18 protein-coding genes are annotated in these 16,193 nt (G+C 63.8%); 13 read left to right on the top strand and 5 right to left on the bottom strand.

All coding sequences use genetic code 11. The annotated features are described in order from the left end of the window. The first annotated feature begins 26 nt into the window (after positions 1-26). The 8 genes from speD to DWF74_RS28245 all read left to right on the top strand — a co-directional run bounded on the left by speD (position 27) and on the right by DWF74_RS28245 (position 6,928). Positions 27-461: an adenosylmethionine decarboxylase gene (speD, locus tag DWF74_RS28285; RefSeq protein WP_102864325.1), complete on the top strand. Its 435-nt coding sequence runs from the start codon at positions 27-29 to the stop codon at positions 459-461. 886 nt (positions 462-1,347) lie between these two features. Further along, positions 1,348-2,712: a glutamine synthetase family protein gene (locus tag DWF74_RS28275; protein ID WP_115582204.1), complete on the top strand. Its 1,365-nt coding sequence runs from the start codon at positions 1,348-1,350 to the stop codon at positions 2,710-2,712. A 157-nt stretch (positions 2,713-2,869) separates the two neighbouring features. Further along, on the top strand, positions 2,870-4,183 hold the full coding sequence (locus tag DWF74_RS28270) for an NAD(P)/FAD-dependent oxidoreductase (RefSeq protein WP_115582203.1): 1,314 nt from the start codon (positions 2,870-2,872) through the stop codon (positions 4,181-4,183). 173 nt (positions 4,184-4,356) lie between these two features. Next, positions 4,357-5,022 carry a hypothetical protein gene (locus DWF74_RS28265; protein WP_115582202.1) on the top strand — a complete coding sequence of 222 codons (666 nt, stop codon included), beginning with the start codon at positions 4,357-4,359 and terminating at the stop codon, positions 5,020-5,022. After that, positions 5,019-5,540: a hypothetical protein gene (locus DWF74_RS28260; RefSeq protein WP_060838788.1), complete on the top strand. Its 522-nt coding sequence runs from the start codon at positions 5,019-5,021 to the stop codon at positions 5,538-5,540. The genes DWF74_RS28265 and DWF74_RS28260 overlap by 4 nt, the downstream gene beginning before the upstream one ends. Next, positions 5,537-6,058 (top strand): hypothetical protein, encoded by a 522-nt coding sequence (locus DWF74_RS28255; RefSeq protein ID WP_060838787.1) that lies wholly within the window; start codon positions 5,537-5,539, stop codon positions 6,056-6,058. Before DWF74_RS28260 ends, DWF74_RS28255 begins: the two co-directional genes overlap by 4 nt. Further along, positions 6,058-6,468: a GFA family protein gene (locus tag DWF74_RS28250; RefSeq protein WP_115582201.1), complete on the top strand. Its 411-nt coding sequence runs from the start codon at positions 6,058-6,060 to the stop codon at positions 6,466-6,468. The genes DWF74_RS28255 and DWF74_RS28250 overlap by 1 nt, the downstream gene beginning before the upstream one ends. Next, positions 6,461-6,928, top strand: a complete 468-nt coding sequence (locus DWF74_RS28245) for a hypothetical protein (protein WP_115582200.1) — start codon at positions 6,461-6,463, stop codon at positions 6,926-6,928. The genes DWF74_RS28250 and DWF74_RS28245 overlap by 8 nt, the downstream gene beginning before the upstream one ends. Before the next feature lie 104 nt (positions 6,929-7,032). Here the strand turns inward: DWF74_RS28245 and nadE are convergent, their stop codons facing one another. The 3 genes from nadE to DWF74_RS28230 are packed head-to-tail and all read right to left on the bottom strand — an operon-like array spanning position 7,033 to position 9,748. Next, positions 7,033-7,860 (bottom strand): ammonia-dependent NAD(+) synthetase, encoded by an 828-nt coding sequence (gene nadE, locus DWF74_RS28240; RefSeq protein WP_115582199.1) that lies wholly within the window; start codon positions 7,858-7,860, stop codon positions 7,033-7,035. Position 7,861: 1 nt separating this feature from the next. Then, complete coding sequence (gene pncB / locus DWF74_RS28235; protein ID WP_115582198.1) at positions 7,862-9,091, bottom strand: nicotinate phosphoribosyltransferase; 1,230 nt, start codon at positions 9,089-9,091, stop codon at positions 7,862-7,864. A 9-nt stretch (positions 9,092-9,100) separates the two neighbouring features. Next, positions 9,101-9,748 (bottom strand): isochorismatase family protein, encoded by a 648-nt coding sequence (locus tag DWF74_RS28230; protein WP_110595813.1) that lies wholly within the window; start codon positions 9,746-9,748, stop codon positions 9,101-9,103. 183 nt (positions 9,749-9,931) lie between these two features. Here DWF74_RS28230 and DWF74_RS28225 point away from each other — a divergent pair, with 183 nt between their 5' ends. The 3 genes from DWF74_RS28225 to DWF74_RS28215 are packed head-to-tail and all read left to right on the top strand — an operon-like array spanning position 9,932 to position 11,701. Beyond that, on the top strand, positions 9,932-10,477 hold the full coding sequence (locus tag DWF74_RS28225) for an adenylyltransferase/cytidyltransferase family protein (protein WP_115582197.1): 546 nt from the start codon (positions 9,932-9,934) through the stop codon (positions 10,475-10,477). 1 nt (position 10,478) lies between these two features. Beyond that, complete coding sequence (locus tag DWF74_RS28220; protein ID WP_102864315.1) at positions 10,479-11,186, top strand: NUDIX hydrolase; 708 nt, start codon at positions 10,479-10,481, stop codon at positions 11,184-11,186. Positions 11,187-11,194: 8 nt separating this feature from the next. Next, the gene (locus DWF74_RS28215) at positions 11,195-11,701 is read left to right on the top strand and encodes an NUDIX hydrolase (RefSeq protein WP_060843260.1); all 507 of its coding nucleotides are present in this window, start codon (positions 11,195-11,197) and stop codon (positions 11,699-11,701) included. Here DWF74_RS28215 and DWF74_RS28210 read toward each other — a convergent pair. Beyond that, a complete protein-coding gene (locus tag DWF74_RS28210) occupies positions 11,653-12,600 on the bottom strand; it encodes a LysR family transcriptional regulator (RefSeq protein ID WP_115582196.1) in 948 nt (315 codons plus the stop codon). The two genes, DWF74_RS28215 and DWF74_RS28210, sit on opposite strands and share 49 nt — an antisense overlap. 101 nt (positions 12,601-12,701) lie before the next feature. Between DWF74_RS28210 and DWF74_RS28205 the strand changes: the two genes are divergently transcribed. After that, a complete protein-coding gene (locus tag DWF74_RS28205) occupies positions 12,702-13,892 on the top strand; it encodes an aspartate aminotransferase family protein (RefSeq protein ID WP_115582195.1) in 1,191 nt (396 codons plus the stop codon). A gap of 63 nt (positions 13,893-13,955) precedes the next feature. Here DWF74_RS28205 and DWF74_RS28200 read toward each other — a convergent pair whose 3' ends face one another. Continuing rightward, a complete protein-coding gene (locus DWF74_RS28200) occupies positions 13,956-14,492 on the bottom strand; it encodes a DUF4174 domain-containing protein (protein ID WP_115582194.1) in 537 nt (178 codons plus the stop codon). A 709-nt stretch (positions 14,493-15,201) separates the two neighbouring features. On the opposite strand from DWF74_RS28200, the gene DWF74_RS28195 reads away from it, so the two are divergent. Continuing rightward, complete coding sequence (locus DWF74_RS28195) at positions 15,202-16,191, top strand: response regulator (protein ID WP_102864310.1); 990 nt, start codon at positions 15,202-15,204, stop codon at positions 16,189-16,191. Positions 16,192-16,193 lie beyond the last annotated feature (2 nt).

Below are 16,193 nucleotides of genomic sequence, written 5' to 3'. Positions count from 1 at the left end.
TACTGGTGTCGAAACAGGGAAGTCCTATGAACCCGAACGCCAATGCTTTTTTTGGCAGGCACACGCTGGGCGAGCTCTATCAGATCGCCCCCGAAAAGCTCAATGACCTGGATGCCTTGACTCAACTGCTGTGTGCCGCTTCCGCCGAAGCCGGCGCGACGGTATGTGGCACGCTGACAAAACGCTTCGAGCCACAAGGCGCAACGGTCCTGGTGATGCTGGAGGAGTCCCATGCCTCCTTCCACACCTACCCCGAGCATGGCGCGCTGTTTCTCGACATCTTTACCTGCGGCACAACCTGCGACCCGGTCAAGGCATTCGACTACATCTGTTCGAACCTGGGCTGCGATGTACGGGCGATGAAGATCGTTGAGCGGGGAGCGACGCAAGCATCCCCTCACCTGCCAGCCAGCCATGCAGCGCCGGTGGTACGGCACCAGGCAGAGTCGGTCGATCCCTAGGCTTTGTACGAAGAGCCTTGATACTCGGTGATGCTGCGTGGAAAACGGCCTCGTGCGCGAGTCCGATCGGAAGGCTCATTTACACCCCGTAAAGTCGAACGCGACCCCGGCCGTTCCTCGACCGTTTTCGCCTTGCCTGACCTTCGTCTTGAAACTTTTCGTACAGAGTCTAGCGAACGCCGGCCCGAGCTGAAGCCCCGGGCCTCATGCACCGCCGACAGGGGCTGCCGGCACCTGTGCCCGGTGTCTACTGGGGTTCTGTAAAAAAAATCAGACACTTCTGGCAACCAGAAAGCACCGCTCTAGCTCGCACCTCTCCCCGTGGGTGCAGGGCACCCGCCAGGGCACTGGAGCCGTTTACCCCCCTTACATTGGCGGACGGATTCTTGCAGTATTGATCCGCCCTGGGACAACGGCTCCATTGCTCTGCCCCAGCAGCGCCCGGTTCCCATAACCAATAACTACAACGAACTCGACAGCGAGATCACCCGGCGATGTACCCCCTGAGCCCGTTTCACGGATTCGACAGATCAGTTCCCGCGCCCCTGCACAGTGGCCGCGGTGGTGACGTCGACGCTCGGTTCTCGCTGCCCCGCTCACGCCCCGCCACGCCTCGTGAGGTTCATGAGGACCGCGCCGCCGTTATCGGCTTGTACTTGCTGGGCAGGTCCTGCCCATGAAGCTAATGGTCAACCTGCCCATGGCCCTGTGCCGCTCCCGTCTGCGCCACTCCTCACGTCCTCCGGATCGCTCGCCTGCGGCCTGATCGCGCGCCTCTGCGCGTAACGGCCCCAGAACTGATTTCTGCCCTTGCAACCGAGCCGCACACGGCGTTGTTGCAGGACCTGAAAACCTGCGCGCCCCAATGGCGCAAGCGAGAATCCTGATGAAATTTGCCGCCCTCGACGAAGCCCGTGACTTCCTGGCCGTCAACCCTGACATCGACATGATCGAGCTGTTCATCCTCGACGCCAACGGCGTGCCCCGAGGCAAGCTGCTGCACCGCGAAGAACTGCTGGCGGTGTATGAAAGCGGCCGGCCCCTGCCCAGCACCATCCTCGGCCTGACCCTCAACGGCGACGACGTGGAGAACTCCGGCCTGGTGTGGGACGTTGGTGATATCGACTGCCGCGCCTACCCGCTGGCCGGCAGCCTGGTGCGCCTGCCCTGGCGGCAGATTCCAACCGCGGCGGTGCAGGTCAGCATGCATCCGCAAGAGGGTATGCCCGCCAGCATCGCCGACCCGCGCCACCTGCTGATCAAGGTGATCGACAGCCTCAAGGCCGAGGGTTACCACCCGGTGATGGCCTGCGAGCTGGAGTTCTACCTGCTGGACGCCAAGCGTGACGGCAACGGCCGACCGCAACCGGCCCTGGACGCCGACGGCGGTCGTCCGCGCAGCACCCAGGTCTATGGCCTGCGCGAGCTGGAGCAGATCGAGCCGTTCCTCGCCGATCTCTATGCCGCCTGCAAACTGCAAGGCATTCCGGCACGCACGGCGATCTCCGAGTACGCCCCGGGCCAAGTGGAAATCACCCTGGAACACGGCGATGCCCTGCAGGCCATGGACCAGGCGGTGCGCTACAAGCGCCTGGTCAAGGCCGTGGCCCACAAGCACGGGATGCAGGCCACCTTCATGGCCAAGCCGTTCGATCACCTGGCCGGCACCGGCATGCACATGCACGTGAGCATTGCCGATGCGGCGGGCCGTAACCTGTTCGCCTCCGAGGACCCGGCCGGCACCCCGCTGCTGCGTCAGGCCGTGGGCGGGATGCTCGCTTCCCTGCTGGAATCGCTGCTGCTGTTCTGCCCCAACGCCAACTCCTACCGGCGCTTCCAGGCCAACAGCTACGCGCCCCTGGCGCCGACCTGGGGCGTCGACAACCGCACCGTGAGCCTGCGGGTGCCCGGCGGTCCGGCCAACAGTCGGCACATCGAACACCGCATCTGCGGCGCCGACGCCAACCCTTATCTCGCGGCGGCGGCGATCCTCGCCGGCGTCCATCGTGGCCTGCGCGAACAGCTCGATCCGGGCGATCCGGTGCAGGGCAATGGCTACGCCCAGGCCACCGAGCTGCTGCCCACCGACTGGCTGACCTCGCTGATCGCCCTGGAGCAATCGGCCTGGGCCCGGGATGCCCTGGGCCATGAGTTCCTCGGCGTGTACCTGGCGGTCAAGCGTGCCGAATACCGCCAGTTCATGGCCGAAGTCGGCGAGCAGGACTGGCGCTGGTACCTGACCCAGGCCTGAGCCCCAGTAACGATCTGCGGTGCTGGACTCATGGGCAAGGCGGCCTGAAACCGCTTTGCCGGACCTGAGCTGCGCCCGGCAGATCATCGACAGTTGCTGAAGCGCTGGCCGCTGCCCCCACGCAGCCGCCGGTTGTTTTTTCCACGAGGATTTTTCAATGACAGCCGCCTTCGATCCGCGGACCCCGGCAGCCGAGCGCTGCCCCAGCTACTACAGCGCCACCCTGAATCAGGAAACCCATTACCCGACCCTGCAAGGCAGCCATCAGGTGGATGTGGTGATCATCGGCGGCGGCTTCACCGGCGTCGCCAGCGCGGTGGAATTGGCCGAACGCGGCCTGAAAGTCGCCATCGTCGAAAGCCACAAGATCGGCTGGGGCGCCACCGGGCGCAACGGTGGCCAGGTCACCGGCAGCCTTTCCGGCGATGCGGCCATGCGCAAGCAGATGCGCCGCGAACTGGGCGACGAGGTCGACGATTTCATCTGGAACCTGCGTTGGCGCGGACACCGGATCATCCAGCAACGGGTGGAGAAATACGCCATCGCCTGCGACCTCAAGCACGGCCACCTGCACGCGGCCTACAAGCCTAGCCACCTGCCCGGCCTGCGCGCCGACTACGAAGAAGCGCTGCGCCGCGGCATGGGCGACGAAGTCAGCCTGCTGGACCGGACCCAGGTGCGCGGCCTGCTGGAAAGCGACCTCTATCACGGCGCGATCAAGAACACCCGCAACCTGCACCTGCACCCGCTGAACCTGTGCATCGGCGAAGCCCGGGCCGCCGAAAGCCTGGGGGCGCTGATTTTCGAGCACAGCGAAGTGCTGCAGATCGTCCACGGCGAACACCCGGCAGTGATCACCGCCCAAGGCCGAATCAACGCCAAGCAAGTGCTGCTGGCCGGCGACGTCTACCACAAGCTGGAGCCGAAGAAGCTCAAGGGCAAGATCTTCCCGGCCATGGGCGGCATCGTCACCACCGAGCCGTTGGGCGACCTGGCCAAGCGCCTGAACCCCGAAGACCTGGCGGTCTACGACTGCCGCTTCGTCCTCGACTACTACCGCATGACCGCCGACGGCCGCCTGCTGTTCGGCGGCGGCGCCAACTACAGCGGCAAGGACTCGCGGGACATCGCCGGCGAACTGCGCCCGTGCATCGAACGCACCTTCCCGGCGCTCAAGGGCGTGGGGATCGACTTCCAGTGGAGTTGCGCCATGGGCATCGTGATCAACCGCATCCCGCAACTGGGCAAGCTCTCGAACAACGTCTGGTACTGCCAGGGCTACTCCGGTCACGGCGTGGCCACCAGCCACATTATGGGCGAGATCATGGCCGAAGCCCTGACCGGCCACCTCGGCCACTACGACACCTTCGCCGCCTGCCGACACATCCGCGTGCCCTTTGGCGACCAGTTGGGCAACCCGATGCTGGCGGCGGGCATGTGGTACTACCAGATGCTGGAGAAACTGCTCTGAGGGTTCGGTCAATAGGCCTCCCTCTGGTCATTGTCACTGGCCGCAACTACCCAAAGCCCAACCGATTCCGTACCATCGCGCCGCTCACGAGCGGCGCCAGGGAAGGCCATGTACAGACACTCATGCCTCCCTCCTTGCCTGCGCCTTGTCCAAAGTCACTTTCAGGGTTCCCCATGTTCCGCGTACTCAAGGCTTCGTCCTTGCTGCTGGCCACCAGCATAATTTCTGGCTGCATCAGCCAACCCGCCGCCATCGTCAGCGCCCCTCTGCAACCCGCAGCCAACGAACCCACGACCTATCTGGTGGGCGCTATTGGCCCGCAGTACCTGGGCGGCGGCGGTGCCGCCACCAACCTGCGCCTGCTGATTCGCAAGCGCGGCTCAATCAATGGCGCCGCGGCACTCTGGGAGGGCGACCCACGGCCAACGCCTGAGGACATCCATGAACCCCGCGCAGCCGGCAGTGTATTTGTCATGCCGCTCAAACCGGGTGATTACGAGTTCTACAACTTCCAGTTCTGGTCCATGGTCTACACCCCGGGGCTCGGCTCACGCCTGCAATCCCAGGAAGCGCGCGAAGAGTTCGTACTGCCGCTGCGCCTGGAGGCGGGCAAGGCGTATTACATCGGCGAGTTTCGCTCGGTCTGCAGCCAAGTGACCCAGTGCTTCTTTGCCTGGAGCAATCAGATGCCCCGTGACGCCGTGATTGCCCAGCGCCAGGTGCCGGGGCTGCCGGACCTGCAATGGATGCCGCTGGATCTGGACAAGGCCAAGCCCTTCATCCTTCCCGTCGACAAGCAAACCAGCCCAGCCAACGCCACTGCGGAGATTCATCCATGAAATCCTGCCTGACCCTTTGCGCCCTCCTGCTGCTCGCGGGCTGCACGGCAACCGACACCTTGCCGGACCGTCCGCTGACGGATGGCCAAGCCTATTTGATGCCCCTGCATGTGATGGTCGATGACCCATTGCGCGCCGCTGAGTTACGTAACGCCTTGCGTGCCACCGGGGTGTTCGCAGATGTCCAGACCGGCGCCGGACAAGCTGGCGACTACAGCGCCCGCATTCAGTTCAAGTCCGAGCGGGACATGCCGCCAATGCCGTTGATCTTCCTCAGTGCCGCCACTCTGTTCCTGATGCCGCTCTCCAATGGCATCGACACCCACACCGACATCAGCCTGCTGCACGAGGGCAAGCTCCTCAAGCGCTACAGCTATCGCAACCTGACGCATAAATACACCTGGTTGCTGGATCAAGGCGGTGAAATGCAAGAACAGAATATCCAGCGCATCGCCCGCGCCTTTGCTGGCGATCTGCGTCAGGATCAACTGTTGCCAACCGCGAGTCAGGCCCAATGAACCCCATAGGTTTGACCACCCTGCTGTGCAGCGCACTGATCATCACCGGTTGTGGCACCCGAATGGCACCGCTGGACTACCGCAGTCAACATCCCTATGTACCGCTGACCCTGGACCTGGGCCCGGTGAAAAGTCGCTTCGACGAACAGGAGCAACGGGAAACCATCGCCGCCCTGCGTCAAACCGGAGCCTTCTCCTTTCTCGATGGTGGCTACAGCCGCAGCGGCTACCGCCTGCTGATCAGCGAGCCAGGCGGCAAGAGCGCGGGGTTGCTTGGCGCGTTGAATGCCATCACCCTGCTGACCTTCCCCATGCCCTACTCCTACCAGAGCAACTTGCGCGGCAGCCTGCTCAAGGACGGCCAACTGCTCAAGACCTACGACTACCGTCGTGAAGGCTATAGCGTAGCGGCCTGGTATGTTCCGCCGGTGCAGGTCGAAAGCCGCAGACAGATGCTCGATGAACTGCTGCATGACTTGGAAAAGGACCGTTTGATTCCTCAGGAGAACCCACGCTGATGACTGCCAGCCTGTACCGGGGCGGCTGCCTGTGCGGGCAGATTCGCTTCGAGGCCCGAGGGCCTGCCGCCAATCCCCACACCTGCTCGTGCAAACTGTGCCAGCGCCACAGCGGCGCCCTGACCCGGGCCTGGGTCGAGTTCCCCAGCACCCAGGTGACCTGGACCGGCCCCGCCGGCGCTCCGGCGACCTTCAGGTCTTCGGACTATTCGAGCCGGGCCTTCTGCCGGGCCTGCGGCAGCTCCCTGGGGGCCATCGATGATCAACCGACCATTGCCTTGCTCCTGGGCTGCTTCGACGACAACCGCGGCCCGGCGCTGATGCCGCACAGCCATTCGTTCAGCGACCGCTGGCCCGAGGGCTGGCAGCCCGCGCCGACAACGCAGGATAAAGGTGGACAGCATGAGTGAAGCACCGTCGCACTGCTGCGCGCCCCTCGCCTCGAACGTCTGGACCTGGTACGGCCAGGACGAATACCGAAGGATCATCCTGTTGGGGGAGCTGGGCCCGGCCCTGGAGTTCCTGGCCTCGGAGGCCGACCGCCAGCGCACGGAGGTCGGCTGCTGCGCCGAGTGTGGCCTGTGGTCCAACCACCTGGATTATCTCGAGGGCTTCGTGAAGCACTTTCCGGCGTACCTGGCGCCCACTCTGCACCCGCGCCTGCAAGCCCTATTGAGCGGCTGTGAAGCGCTGTGCCGAGAGGCCTACGGGGTAACGCTGGAGGACAACGGCTTCAAACACCCGCAATGGCTGCCCCTGCGCCAGGAAGCGCGTGAGTTGCTGGGCATGCTGGGTTGGCAGGACGTGCGCGAGCATATGCCCGAGCTGATTGAAGAATGCCGGGCGAGCTTGAGGAAATGGCCGGATTGAAGGGCGGGTGGCCGCGCTTGGCTGGCGCGGTTGTTCGCTGGCAAGCCAGCTCCTACGGCCGGGGGTGATGGAGTAGGAGCCGGCTTGCCGGCGAAGGCGTCGGCTCAGGCGGGACTGCGGGGCAAGGCGCGTTTGTGAGCGGTGCGCCGGTAGGCGCTTTCAATCAGTTGGCGCACGCTATCGGGCACCGGTTGGCCCATCAGGTAGGCATCGATTTCTTCGTAGCTGCAACCGTAAGCCGTTTCGTCCAGCTTGCCCGGAGCCAGTTCCTCCAGGTCCGCGGTGGGCGCCTTGTGCACCAGATGGCCTGGCGCGCCGAGGGCATCGGCCAGCAGCCGCACCTGGGTCTTGGTCAGGCCCGACAACGGGGCCAGGTCGCAGGCGCCGTCGCCGTACTTGGTGAAGAAGCCCATCAGGGCCTCGGCAGCGTGGTCGGTGCCCACCACCAGGCCATTGCTGAAGTTGGCCACGGCGTACTGCGCGATCATCCGCGCCCGGGCCTTGACGTTGCCCTTGGCAAAGTCCGTGAGGGCCGCTGAAGGCTGCAAGCCGTCGATCCGCACCTGGCTCATCAGGCCGTCGACGCTGTCGGCAATGTTGCAGGTACTGACGGCATCGGCACCGATGAAGTCCAGGGACGCCTGGGCATCGCTTTCGTCCGCCTGGTTCTTGTAGGGCAGGCGCATGGCGATGAAGCGGACCTCATGCCCTGCCCCGCGCAGTTGCTCCACCGCCAGCTGGCACAGGCGGCCGGCGGTCAGGGAGTCCACCCCGCCGCTGATGCCCAGCACCAGGGTGCCGCACCCGGACTCGCGCAGCACCTGCTGGATAAAGTCCACGCGCCGGGCGATCTCGGCGGCCTCGCCACCGCGCACCAGTTGCCGGTCGACGCCCAGTTCCCGGGCGATACGTTCTTGGGTTGGGTTGCTCATGTCAGGCCTCCAGGGGCGAGTGGGCAAGATCGACGTTGAACACCTGGGCGGCGTAGCGCAGGAACGACGGGTCTTCACAAACGTTCTTGATCGGGTCGTCGGAGAACTTCACCACCGGTTCACCATGCACCCGCACCAGTTTCATCACGATGCTCAGTGGCTCCACGCCTTCGACGTCGCAGGCCAGGCTGGTGCCCATGCCAAACCCGAACCTGGCCTGGCCACGCACGTGGCGCAGGATCGGCAGGCATTTCTCGAAGTTCAGGCCATCGGAGAACATCAGGTCCTTGGTCCGTGGGTCGATGCCCAGTTCGCGGTAGCGGGCCAGGACCTTGTCGGCCCAGAGCAACGGGTCCCCGGAATCCTGGCGCAGGCCGTCGTAGAGCTTGGCGAAGTACAGGTCGAAGTCCTTGAGGAAAAAGTCGGTGCTGATGCAGTCGGTCAGGGCGATGCCCAGGCGTCCGCGATACTCGTGCACCCAATTCTCCAGGGCGGCGTTCTGGCTCTCCCGCAACCGCCCCAGTTGCTGGTGCACCATCAGCCACTGGTGGGCCATGGTACCGATCAGCGGCAGGTCGAACTCGTAGGCCAGGTGGGCATTGCTGGTGCCGACGAAGACCCCGGGAAAGTCGCTGCGCATGATCTTCACCACTTCGCGCTGGGCCTTGAACGACAGGCGCCGGCGGGTGGAAAAATCCGAAACGCGGAACTCGGCAAGCTCGTCGCGGCTGGCGTTTTTCTCCAGCCATTCAAACTTCTGGTAGAGCCGGCGAGTGACATCCTCAAGCTCCACCTCGGGGTAATTATCGCGGTTGCGCAACTCGCTGACCATGGCCAGCACCGGCTGCTCGAACATGATGCAGTGCAGCATCGGACCACGGACGCGGATGCTCAGTTGGCCGTCGACCGCCGCCACGTGGATGTAGCGCAGGTTGAAGCGGAACAGGCCGAGGAACTGTTCGAAGTCCGGGGTCAGGTACTCACGAAAGCGCTTGTTGAACAAAAAGCGCTGTTCGCCTTCGCGCATCTGCAGGCCGGCGAGCTTTTCCAGTTCCTGGCGGATCTCGGGGATCAGGTGCACCAGGGACTCTTTGGAGCGGACGATGAACTGATATTCCACATCGACATTGGGGTGCTGGTGCAGCACCGCCTGCATCATGGTGAAGGTGTAGTAGTCGGTGTCCAGCAGGCTCTGAATCACGCCGTTGTTACGGTCGAATGCACTTTCCATGATGACTCCTCAGGCCTTGGCCAGTCTGGCGGTTGCTTCGCGGGTCGCGGCCACCGCGATGCCCGCTCGTTGCATGTCGTCGATCGCCTGGGTAGCACCCTCGGCGCTGATGGCGCGACAGGCCGGCAGGTGAATGATCACCTTGAAGCCGGCGGCGGCCAGTTGCAGGGCGGTGGTCTTGACGCAGAAATCCAGGGCCAGGCCGCCGACGATGACTTGTTGCACGCCCTGGCTGTTGAGGTACTCGATGACCCCGGTGGACAGCTTGCCGTGCAGGTCGTGATAGCAGGCGCCATAGGGATGCAGGTCCGGCTCCACGCCCTTCCACACGAAGTAGTCGTAGTCGTACGGCGTGGGCAACTCGTCCAGCAGGGTGAAGCCTGCGGTGCCCGGTACGCAGTGGCTGACCCAGGTCAGGTCGGCGTGTTCCAGGCCGGTGGGCTGGAGCATCTGTGCGTGCTCGGCCACCACCCAGGGAGCCTGGGGGCTGTGGGCGTCCTTGCTGCCGATGCGCAGGCTGGCCAGGGTCGCCATGAAATTCAGCTCGCCGCCGATGCGATCGCCTTCGGCCACGGGCAACTCGTTCGGGCACAGCGGGGTAAAGCTCTTTTGTGCATCGACATCGAAGGAAGCGGTCTTCATCGTTTGGCTGTTCATGCTGGGTCTCTCCTCTGCATGGAGCACAAAGTACATGTCATGTACTTTCATGGCAAGCCCCTATGGATTTTATTTTTATCAGTCGATCTTCAACCAATCTGCACTAGCAAGGTGAAAAAGGAGATTCTCCGCCGACAAAAGCAATGCCAAGGTACACGTCATGTACCAAACGAGGAAAAGCAGATGTTTGAACTGGCCCTCTATGGCGGCGCCTTCAACCCGCCCCACGCCGGACACGCCCAGGTGATGCTGGAAGCCGCTCGCCACGCCCGCCGGGTACTGGTAGTCCCGAGCTTTCGCCACCCGGATGGCAAGCGCATGGCCGATTTCGAGCAACGGGCCAACTGGTTGCAGGCGATCACCACGCACTTGCAGCCCGAGTGCCAGGCCGAGTTGGCGGTCAGCCGCCTGGAGCGGCAGCTGGCCCTGGTCGATCCGGGTCCGGTCTACAGCTTCACTCTGCTGCAACGCCTGGCCGACGACCTGGCCCTGGACGGCAAGCGCATCGCCCTGGTGGTGGGTGAAGACGTGGCGCGGCAGTTGCCCAGGTTCCATCGCGGCGAAGAATTGCTGCAACGCTTTTCCATCCTCTGCATAGAGGAACAGCCCGGGGTGCGCAGCAGCGTATTGCGCCAGTACCTGGCCCGCGGCGAAACACCACCCAGCCAATGGCTGGCACCGGGCATGAATCCGCTAAACTACGGCCTCTACGCCGTCCACGGAAGTTGATATGCACGATCGCACCACCCTCCCCAGCGCCTACCTGCACACCATCGACCTGTGCCTGCTGCGCTACAACCGCGAGCGCTGCGAGCTGGAAATCCTCCTTCACCAGCGGGACAGCGAGCCATTTGCCGGACACTGGGCGCTGCCGGGCATCGTGGTCAACGGCGATGTCGAGGACCGCAGCCTGAATGACGCAGTGGAACGCCTGCGCCGTTCGAGCAAGGTCGACATGCCCCTGGCCTGGCTGGAACAGGTGGGCACCGTGGGCGACGCCTTCCGCGACCCGCGCTGCTGGTCGTCCTCGACCTTCTACCTGGGGATCGTCAGCGACCCGGTGCAGCCGGGCCCGCAGCAGGGTTTCTTCGCCCTCGGCGAGGTGGCCAGCGGCGCCTTCAAGTTGCCGTTCGACCACAACAGCCTGGTGGCCCAGACCAGGGAGCGGCTGTTTTCCAAATCCCTGTACAGCAGCCTGCCGCTGATGTTTCTCGGCCAGGAGTTCAGCGCCCCCGAGGCGGTGAGCATCTTCTCCCTGGTGCTGCAACGGCCGGTGCTCAAGACCAGCATCCGCCAGCGCCTGCTGAAGATGAGCGAAGCCGGCTACCTGCAGGAAACCGGGCGCAAGAAAAGCGGCGATGGCGGCCGCCCGCAAGCCACGGTGGAAAGCCTCAAGCCCACCGAGCTGTACCTGTTCGATCGTTGTTTCCTGGAGTAATAGCGCCCATGAGTTCCACCCCCGACAACCAATGCCTGCTGCAAACCCCCTACTTCAAGGTGGTCCGCGAAAACGGCTACTTCATCATCAAGGAAGCCCAGGCGGTCAACGGCGTGGTGGCCGTGCCGACCCTGGCCGATGGCCGGCTGATGCTGGTCGAGCTCAAGCGCCGGGCCATTGGCGGCCAGTCCATCGAGTTTCCCCGGGGCGCCATCGATGCCGGGGAAAGCGCCTGTGACGCCGCGGTCCGGGAGCTGCTGGAAGAAACCGGCCGGCAGGCTTCGTCCGTGCGCCAGCTGGGCTTGCTGCACAGCAATACCTCACTGATCGCCAGCGCGGTGGCGGTGTGTCAGGTACAGGTCACCGAGCAGCAGAGCGCCGCCACCGACGGCGAGGTGGACCATGTGCTGTGGGTCAGCCGCCAGGAGCTGCTGGCCATGATCGCCGCCGGCCGGATCACCGACGCTCATACCTTGTCCGCAGCGATGATGCTGCTGGCCGCCGAATCGGCCTGACGCCCCCATTTTTCCAGGGCGAAATCGACGAAGCTGCGCAGCTTGGGCAGGCGGTAGCGGTCCTGGGCATACAGCAGGTGCATGGTCCGAAACGGCAACTGATAGTCCTGCAGCACCGGCACCAGCCGGCCCTGCTGCAGGTCCTCCTCCACCAGCGCATCGGGCATCATCACCAGCCCCAGCCCACCCCGCGCCGCCCGGTGCAACCCGGACGAAGTGTTGGTCAGCAACGAGCCGGACACCGGAATCAGCACATCCCCCTCGGGCCCGCGCAATGGCCATTGCGTGGCGGTGGAACTCCACTCGTCACCGGCCGGGTAGGCAAATGCCAGGCAGTTGTGCTGCTGCAGATCCTCGGGAACCTGCGGGGTGCCGCAACGCTCCAGGTACTCCGGAGCGGCGCAGATGGTCAGGGTGTAATCCTGCAGCGGCCGGGCAATCAGCGCTGAGTTGTCCAGGTTGCCCAGACGCACGGCCACATCGAAGGCGCCGTCGCTCAAGTCGAAACGCTGATTGGCCAGGGTCAGTTCCACCTTGACCTGAGGACAGCGCTCCCGGAACTCGCTCAGGGCCGGAGCCAGGCGCTCGGTGCCGAAGGTCAGCGGCGCGGTGATGCGCAAGGTGCCGGAGGGCTCGCCTTGAGCCTGCTCCGCCAGGCGCTCGGAGTCCGCTACCAGGCCCAGTACCGCCAGACAACGCTGGTAGTACTCGGTGCCGAATTCGGTAAGGCGCTGGCGTCGCGTCGTGCGGTTGAGCAGGCGCACTCCAAGGCGCTGCTCCAGGGCCCGCAAGTGATTGCCCACCATGGTGGTGGACATTGCGCATTCCCGGGCGGCGGCCGTCATGTTTCCCGCCTCCACCACCTTGACGTACACCGACATTGCCTGGAACAGATCCATTATCAACCCTGACTTCAAGATGATTAAAGAAATGGCGAGTTTATCTAGCCTGAATGGCTAACGATACTGGCAGCACACCCCCTGAGATGGAGTCGCCCGCCATGACCGCCGCCTGCCTGATGAGCACCTACCAGCCCCTCGCCCTGAGCTTCTGCAAGGGCCTGGGCAGCCGCCTCTGGGACCAGACCGGGCGTGAGTACCTGGACGCCATCGCCGGAGTCGCGGTGACCGCTGTCGGCCACTCTCATCCACGCCTGGTCAGCGCCATCCGCGAACAGGCCGGCCTGCTGCTGCACAGTTCCAACCTCTATGACATCCACTGGCAGCAGCAACTGGCCGCCAAACTGACCCAGCTGAGTGGCATGGAGCGGGTGTTCTTCAACAATTCCGGGGCCGAAGCCAATGAAACCGCCCTCAAGCTGGCGCGCCTGCACGCCTGGCACAAAGGCATCGAGCAGCCCCTGGTGGTGGTCATGGAAAACGCCTTTCATGGCCGGACCCTGGCCACCCTGGCCGCCAGCGACGGCCCGGCAGTGCGCCTGGGCTACGGCCAGTTGCCGGACGGTTTTCTCAAGGTGCCGTTCGGCGATCTGACCGCCCTGGAATCGGTCGTTGCCAAGCACGGTCCGCGCATCAGCGCGGTGCTGATGGAGCCGATCCAGGGTGAAAGCGGCATCCAGCTGGCTGCGCCCGGCTACCTCAAGGCCGTGCGTGAGCTGTGCACCCGGCGCAACTGGCTGCTGATGCTCGACGAGATCCAGAGCGGCATCGGCCGCACCGGGCGCTGGTTCGCCTGCCAGCACGAAGGCGTGGTACCGGACGTGATGACCCTGGCCAAGGGCCTGGGCAATGGCATTCCCATCGGTGCCTGCCTGGCCCGGGGCAAGGCCGCCGAACTGTTCACCCCAGGCAGCCATGGCAGTACCTTCGGCGGCAATCCCCTGGCCTGCCGGGCGGCCTGCACCGTGCTGGACATCATCGAGGAACAGCAGTTGCTGACTAACGCCGAGCAACGCGGCGCCCAGTTGCTAGGTCGGTTGCGGGAGGAACTGGCGGGACATCCGGCGGTACGGGAGATTCGCGGGCTGGGGCTGATGGTGGGTATCGAGCTGGTACAGCCGGCCCAGCAGTTGGTGCAGATCGCTGCCCGTGATCATGGCCTGCTGATCAATGTCACCCGGGGCACGACCATCCGCCTGCTGCCCCCCTTGGTGATCGATGCCGCAGAAGTGGAGATGATCGTCGACGGGCTGCGCCAGACCCTCGAGGCGCTGTCATCGCGCCAGGGCTGACGCGATGACGCTGGGCAAGTTCCGGGGCGCGCAGCGCCTGCCCCGGCTAGCCGGCTATGCATTTCAGTCGTCCAGCGGCTTGGGCGCCGCCGCCGGCTTGGCCGCCTTGCCGGCCTTGGCACTGGCCGGTTTGGTTTCCGGCTCGGGAGCCGGAGCTGGAGCCGCGGCCTGTTTCTCCGACGCCGGCAACTGGTCGACCGCGCTGAAGACTTCCTTGAGCTCGATGCTCCCGGAGTGCTCGAGCTTTTTCTCGCCGTCCTTGCCCACCAGGATCACCTTGGTCTGGGCCCCCGCCCCCAGCTTGAGGCTGCGGATCAGGGCCATGGTGGATTGCGGGTCGATGTCCTTGCCATCGCGCTGGCCGATGGTGTTGATCACCGTATACAGGACCATGTTGCGTTCGTTGAAGGCTTGACGGGTCGCCGGCTCATCCAGGGACTTCTTCAGGCTCACCAGGGTCGGGTCCACGGTGCTGGGGGCGATCACGATCAATGGCCGTGACTTGCCCAGGTCCTGAGCCAATGGGCCGTCGTTGTCGGCCGCCAGGACCGGGCCGGCGACAGCGAGCAGAGTAGCGAGGGTCAATGACCGAATGAACATGCGTCTCTCCTTATGTTTTCCACGCAGTAATGATTGCGCATTGCAGGAAAAGGTCCAGGCCGGGACTCAAAATCTGACATTTTTTTGCCCGGCCGGCCGGGCCTGTGCCTCGTGGTCTATAGGCGGCGGGAAACAAGGGCTACAGGGTTGGCAGCGATCATCGAAGTGCATTCCACGGTAAGGTTTTGTTGCATATAAGCGGGCTGTACGGAGTATCGGAACAGCGGTTGCGCCGAAACTTTCATGCCCTCCTCCGGCAGCAGAATATGCCGTCTTTCATACCACCGTCCCTGACCCGCTCGTACATCAAGCGTATTGAACGGCCGCATTTTAAAGTTGCTTGCAAAGTGCCATTTTGCAAACGCCAGAAAACAGGCACAACGGTTCGCTGACCTTTAACCACCCTTTCTATATGGGGGCTTTCGATCTTTCAGCATCTCGCTGAACTCACCCAGCAATGCAAAGGGAACAACGCATCGAGGCACAGACTGATATCAGCCGAAAGTTGCAACTCGCTCTGCAGTTCAATGCACAGAACAATGATCTGGAACAAATAACGCAATGAACGCCGACTTGTTCTTCCATTGCCGACCGAACTATAGTGCGGCGCGGCACGGACAGCCCGTTACACCACCCTTATTGCGCGGCAACTCGTTATATTCCTGAACGTTATCCAACGGCGGTTTTTTCGAATGAGCGTCCGACCCCGATGATCCCTCTCCTCGTCTGCGATGACTCGAGCATGGCCCGCAAGCAGGTGCTGCGGACCTTGCCCAGCGAGTGGCGGGTGTCCGTGACCCAGGCCTGCAACGGCCGCGAAGGCCTGGAAGCCCTGCGCCGGGGGCTGGGCAAGGTGGCGTTGCTGGACCTGACCATGCCGGTGATGGACGGCTACCAGGTCTTGAGTGCGGTACAGGAAGAAGGCATCGACGCACAGATCATCGTCATCTCCGGCGACGTCCAGGAAGAAGCGGTCCGTCGCACCCGCGAACTGGGGGCCCGGGCCTTCCTGAAGAAGCCCTTCGATCCCCAGCAGTTGCGTGCACTGCTCAACGAACTGCAACTGCTGGACAGCCCTGGCGCATCACCCGTCGCCCCCCTGTCGCCGCCCCCCCTGGTGACCTTTCGCGACGCGTTCCGGGAAACCGTCAACGTCTCCATGGGCTACGCCGCGGCGCTGATCGCCAAGGTCCTGGACGTGTTCGTGCACCTGCCGATCCCTCACGTCAATGTGCTGGAGGCCGGCGAACTGCAGATGCTCCTGGCCGATGCCAATCGCGCCCGGCAACTGACTGCCATCTGCCAAAGCTATATCGGCAGCGGCATTGCCGGCGAAGCGCTGCTGATGTTCTACGACTCGGAAGTGGCCGACATCGCCCAACTGATGGAACAGGGCACCGATCCCTATCAGGAAATGGAAGTGCTGATCGACCTGTCCAGCGTGTTGATCGGTGCCTGCTTGAGCAGCATTGCCGAGCAGCTGGATGTGTTCTTTTCCGTGGGTCATCCCCAGGTGCTCGGCGAACACACCACCATCGATGAATTGATCGTGCTCAACCAGCAACGCTGGAACAGGACCCAAGCGGTGGAGATCAGCTACAGCCTGGAAGAACAGAACATCCACTTCGACCTGTTGCTGCTGTTCACCGAGAGCTCCATGGCCTTGCTGGAACAGAAGCTCGCCTACCTGATGAATTGAGC

The sequence above is a fragment of the Pseudomonas protegens genome (assembly GCF_003363755.1).
Lineage (GTDB): Bacteria > Pseudomonadota > Gammaproteobacteria > Pseudomonadales > Pseudomonadaceae > Aquipseudomonas > Aquipseudomonas danubii.
This window is presented reverse-complemented; position numbering and strand designations above follow the sequence as displayed.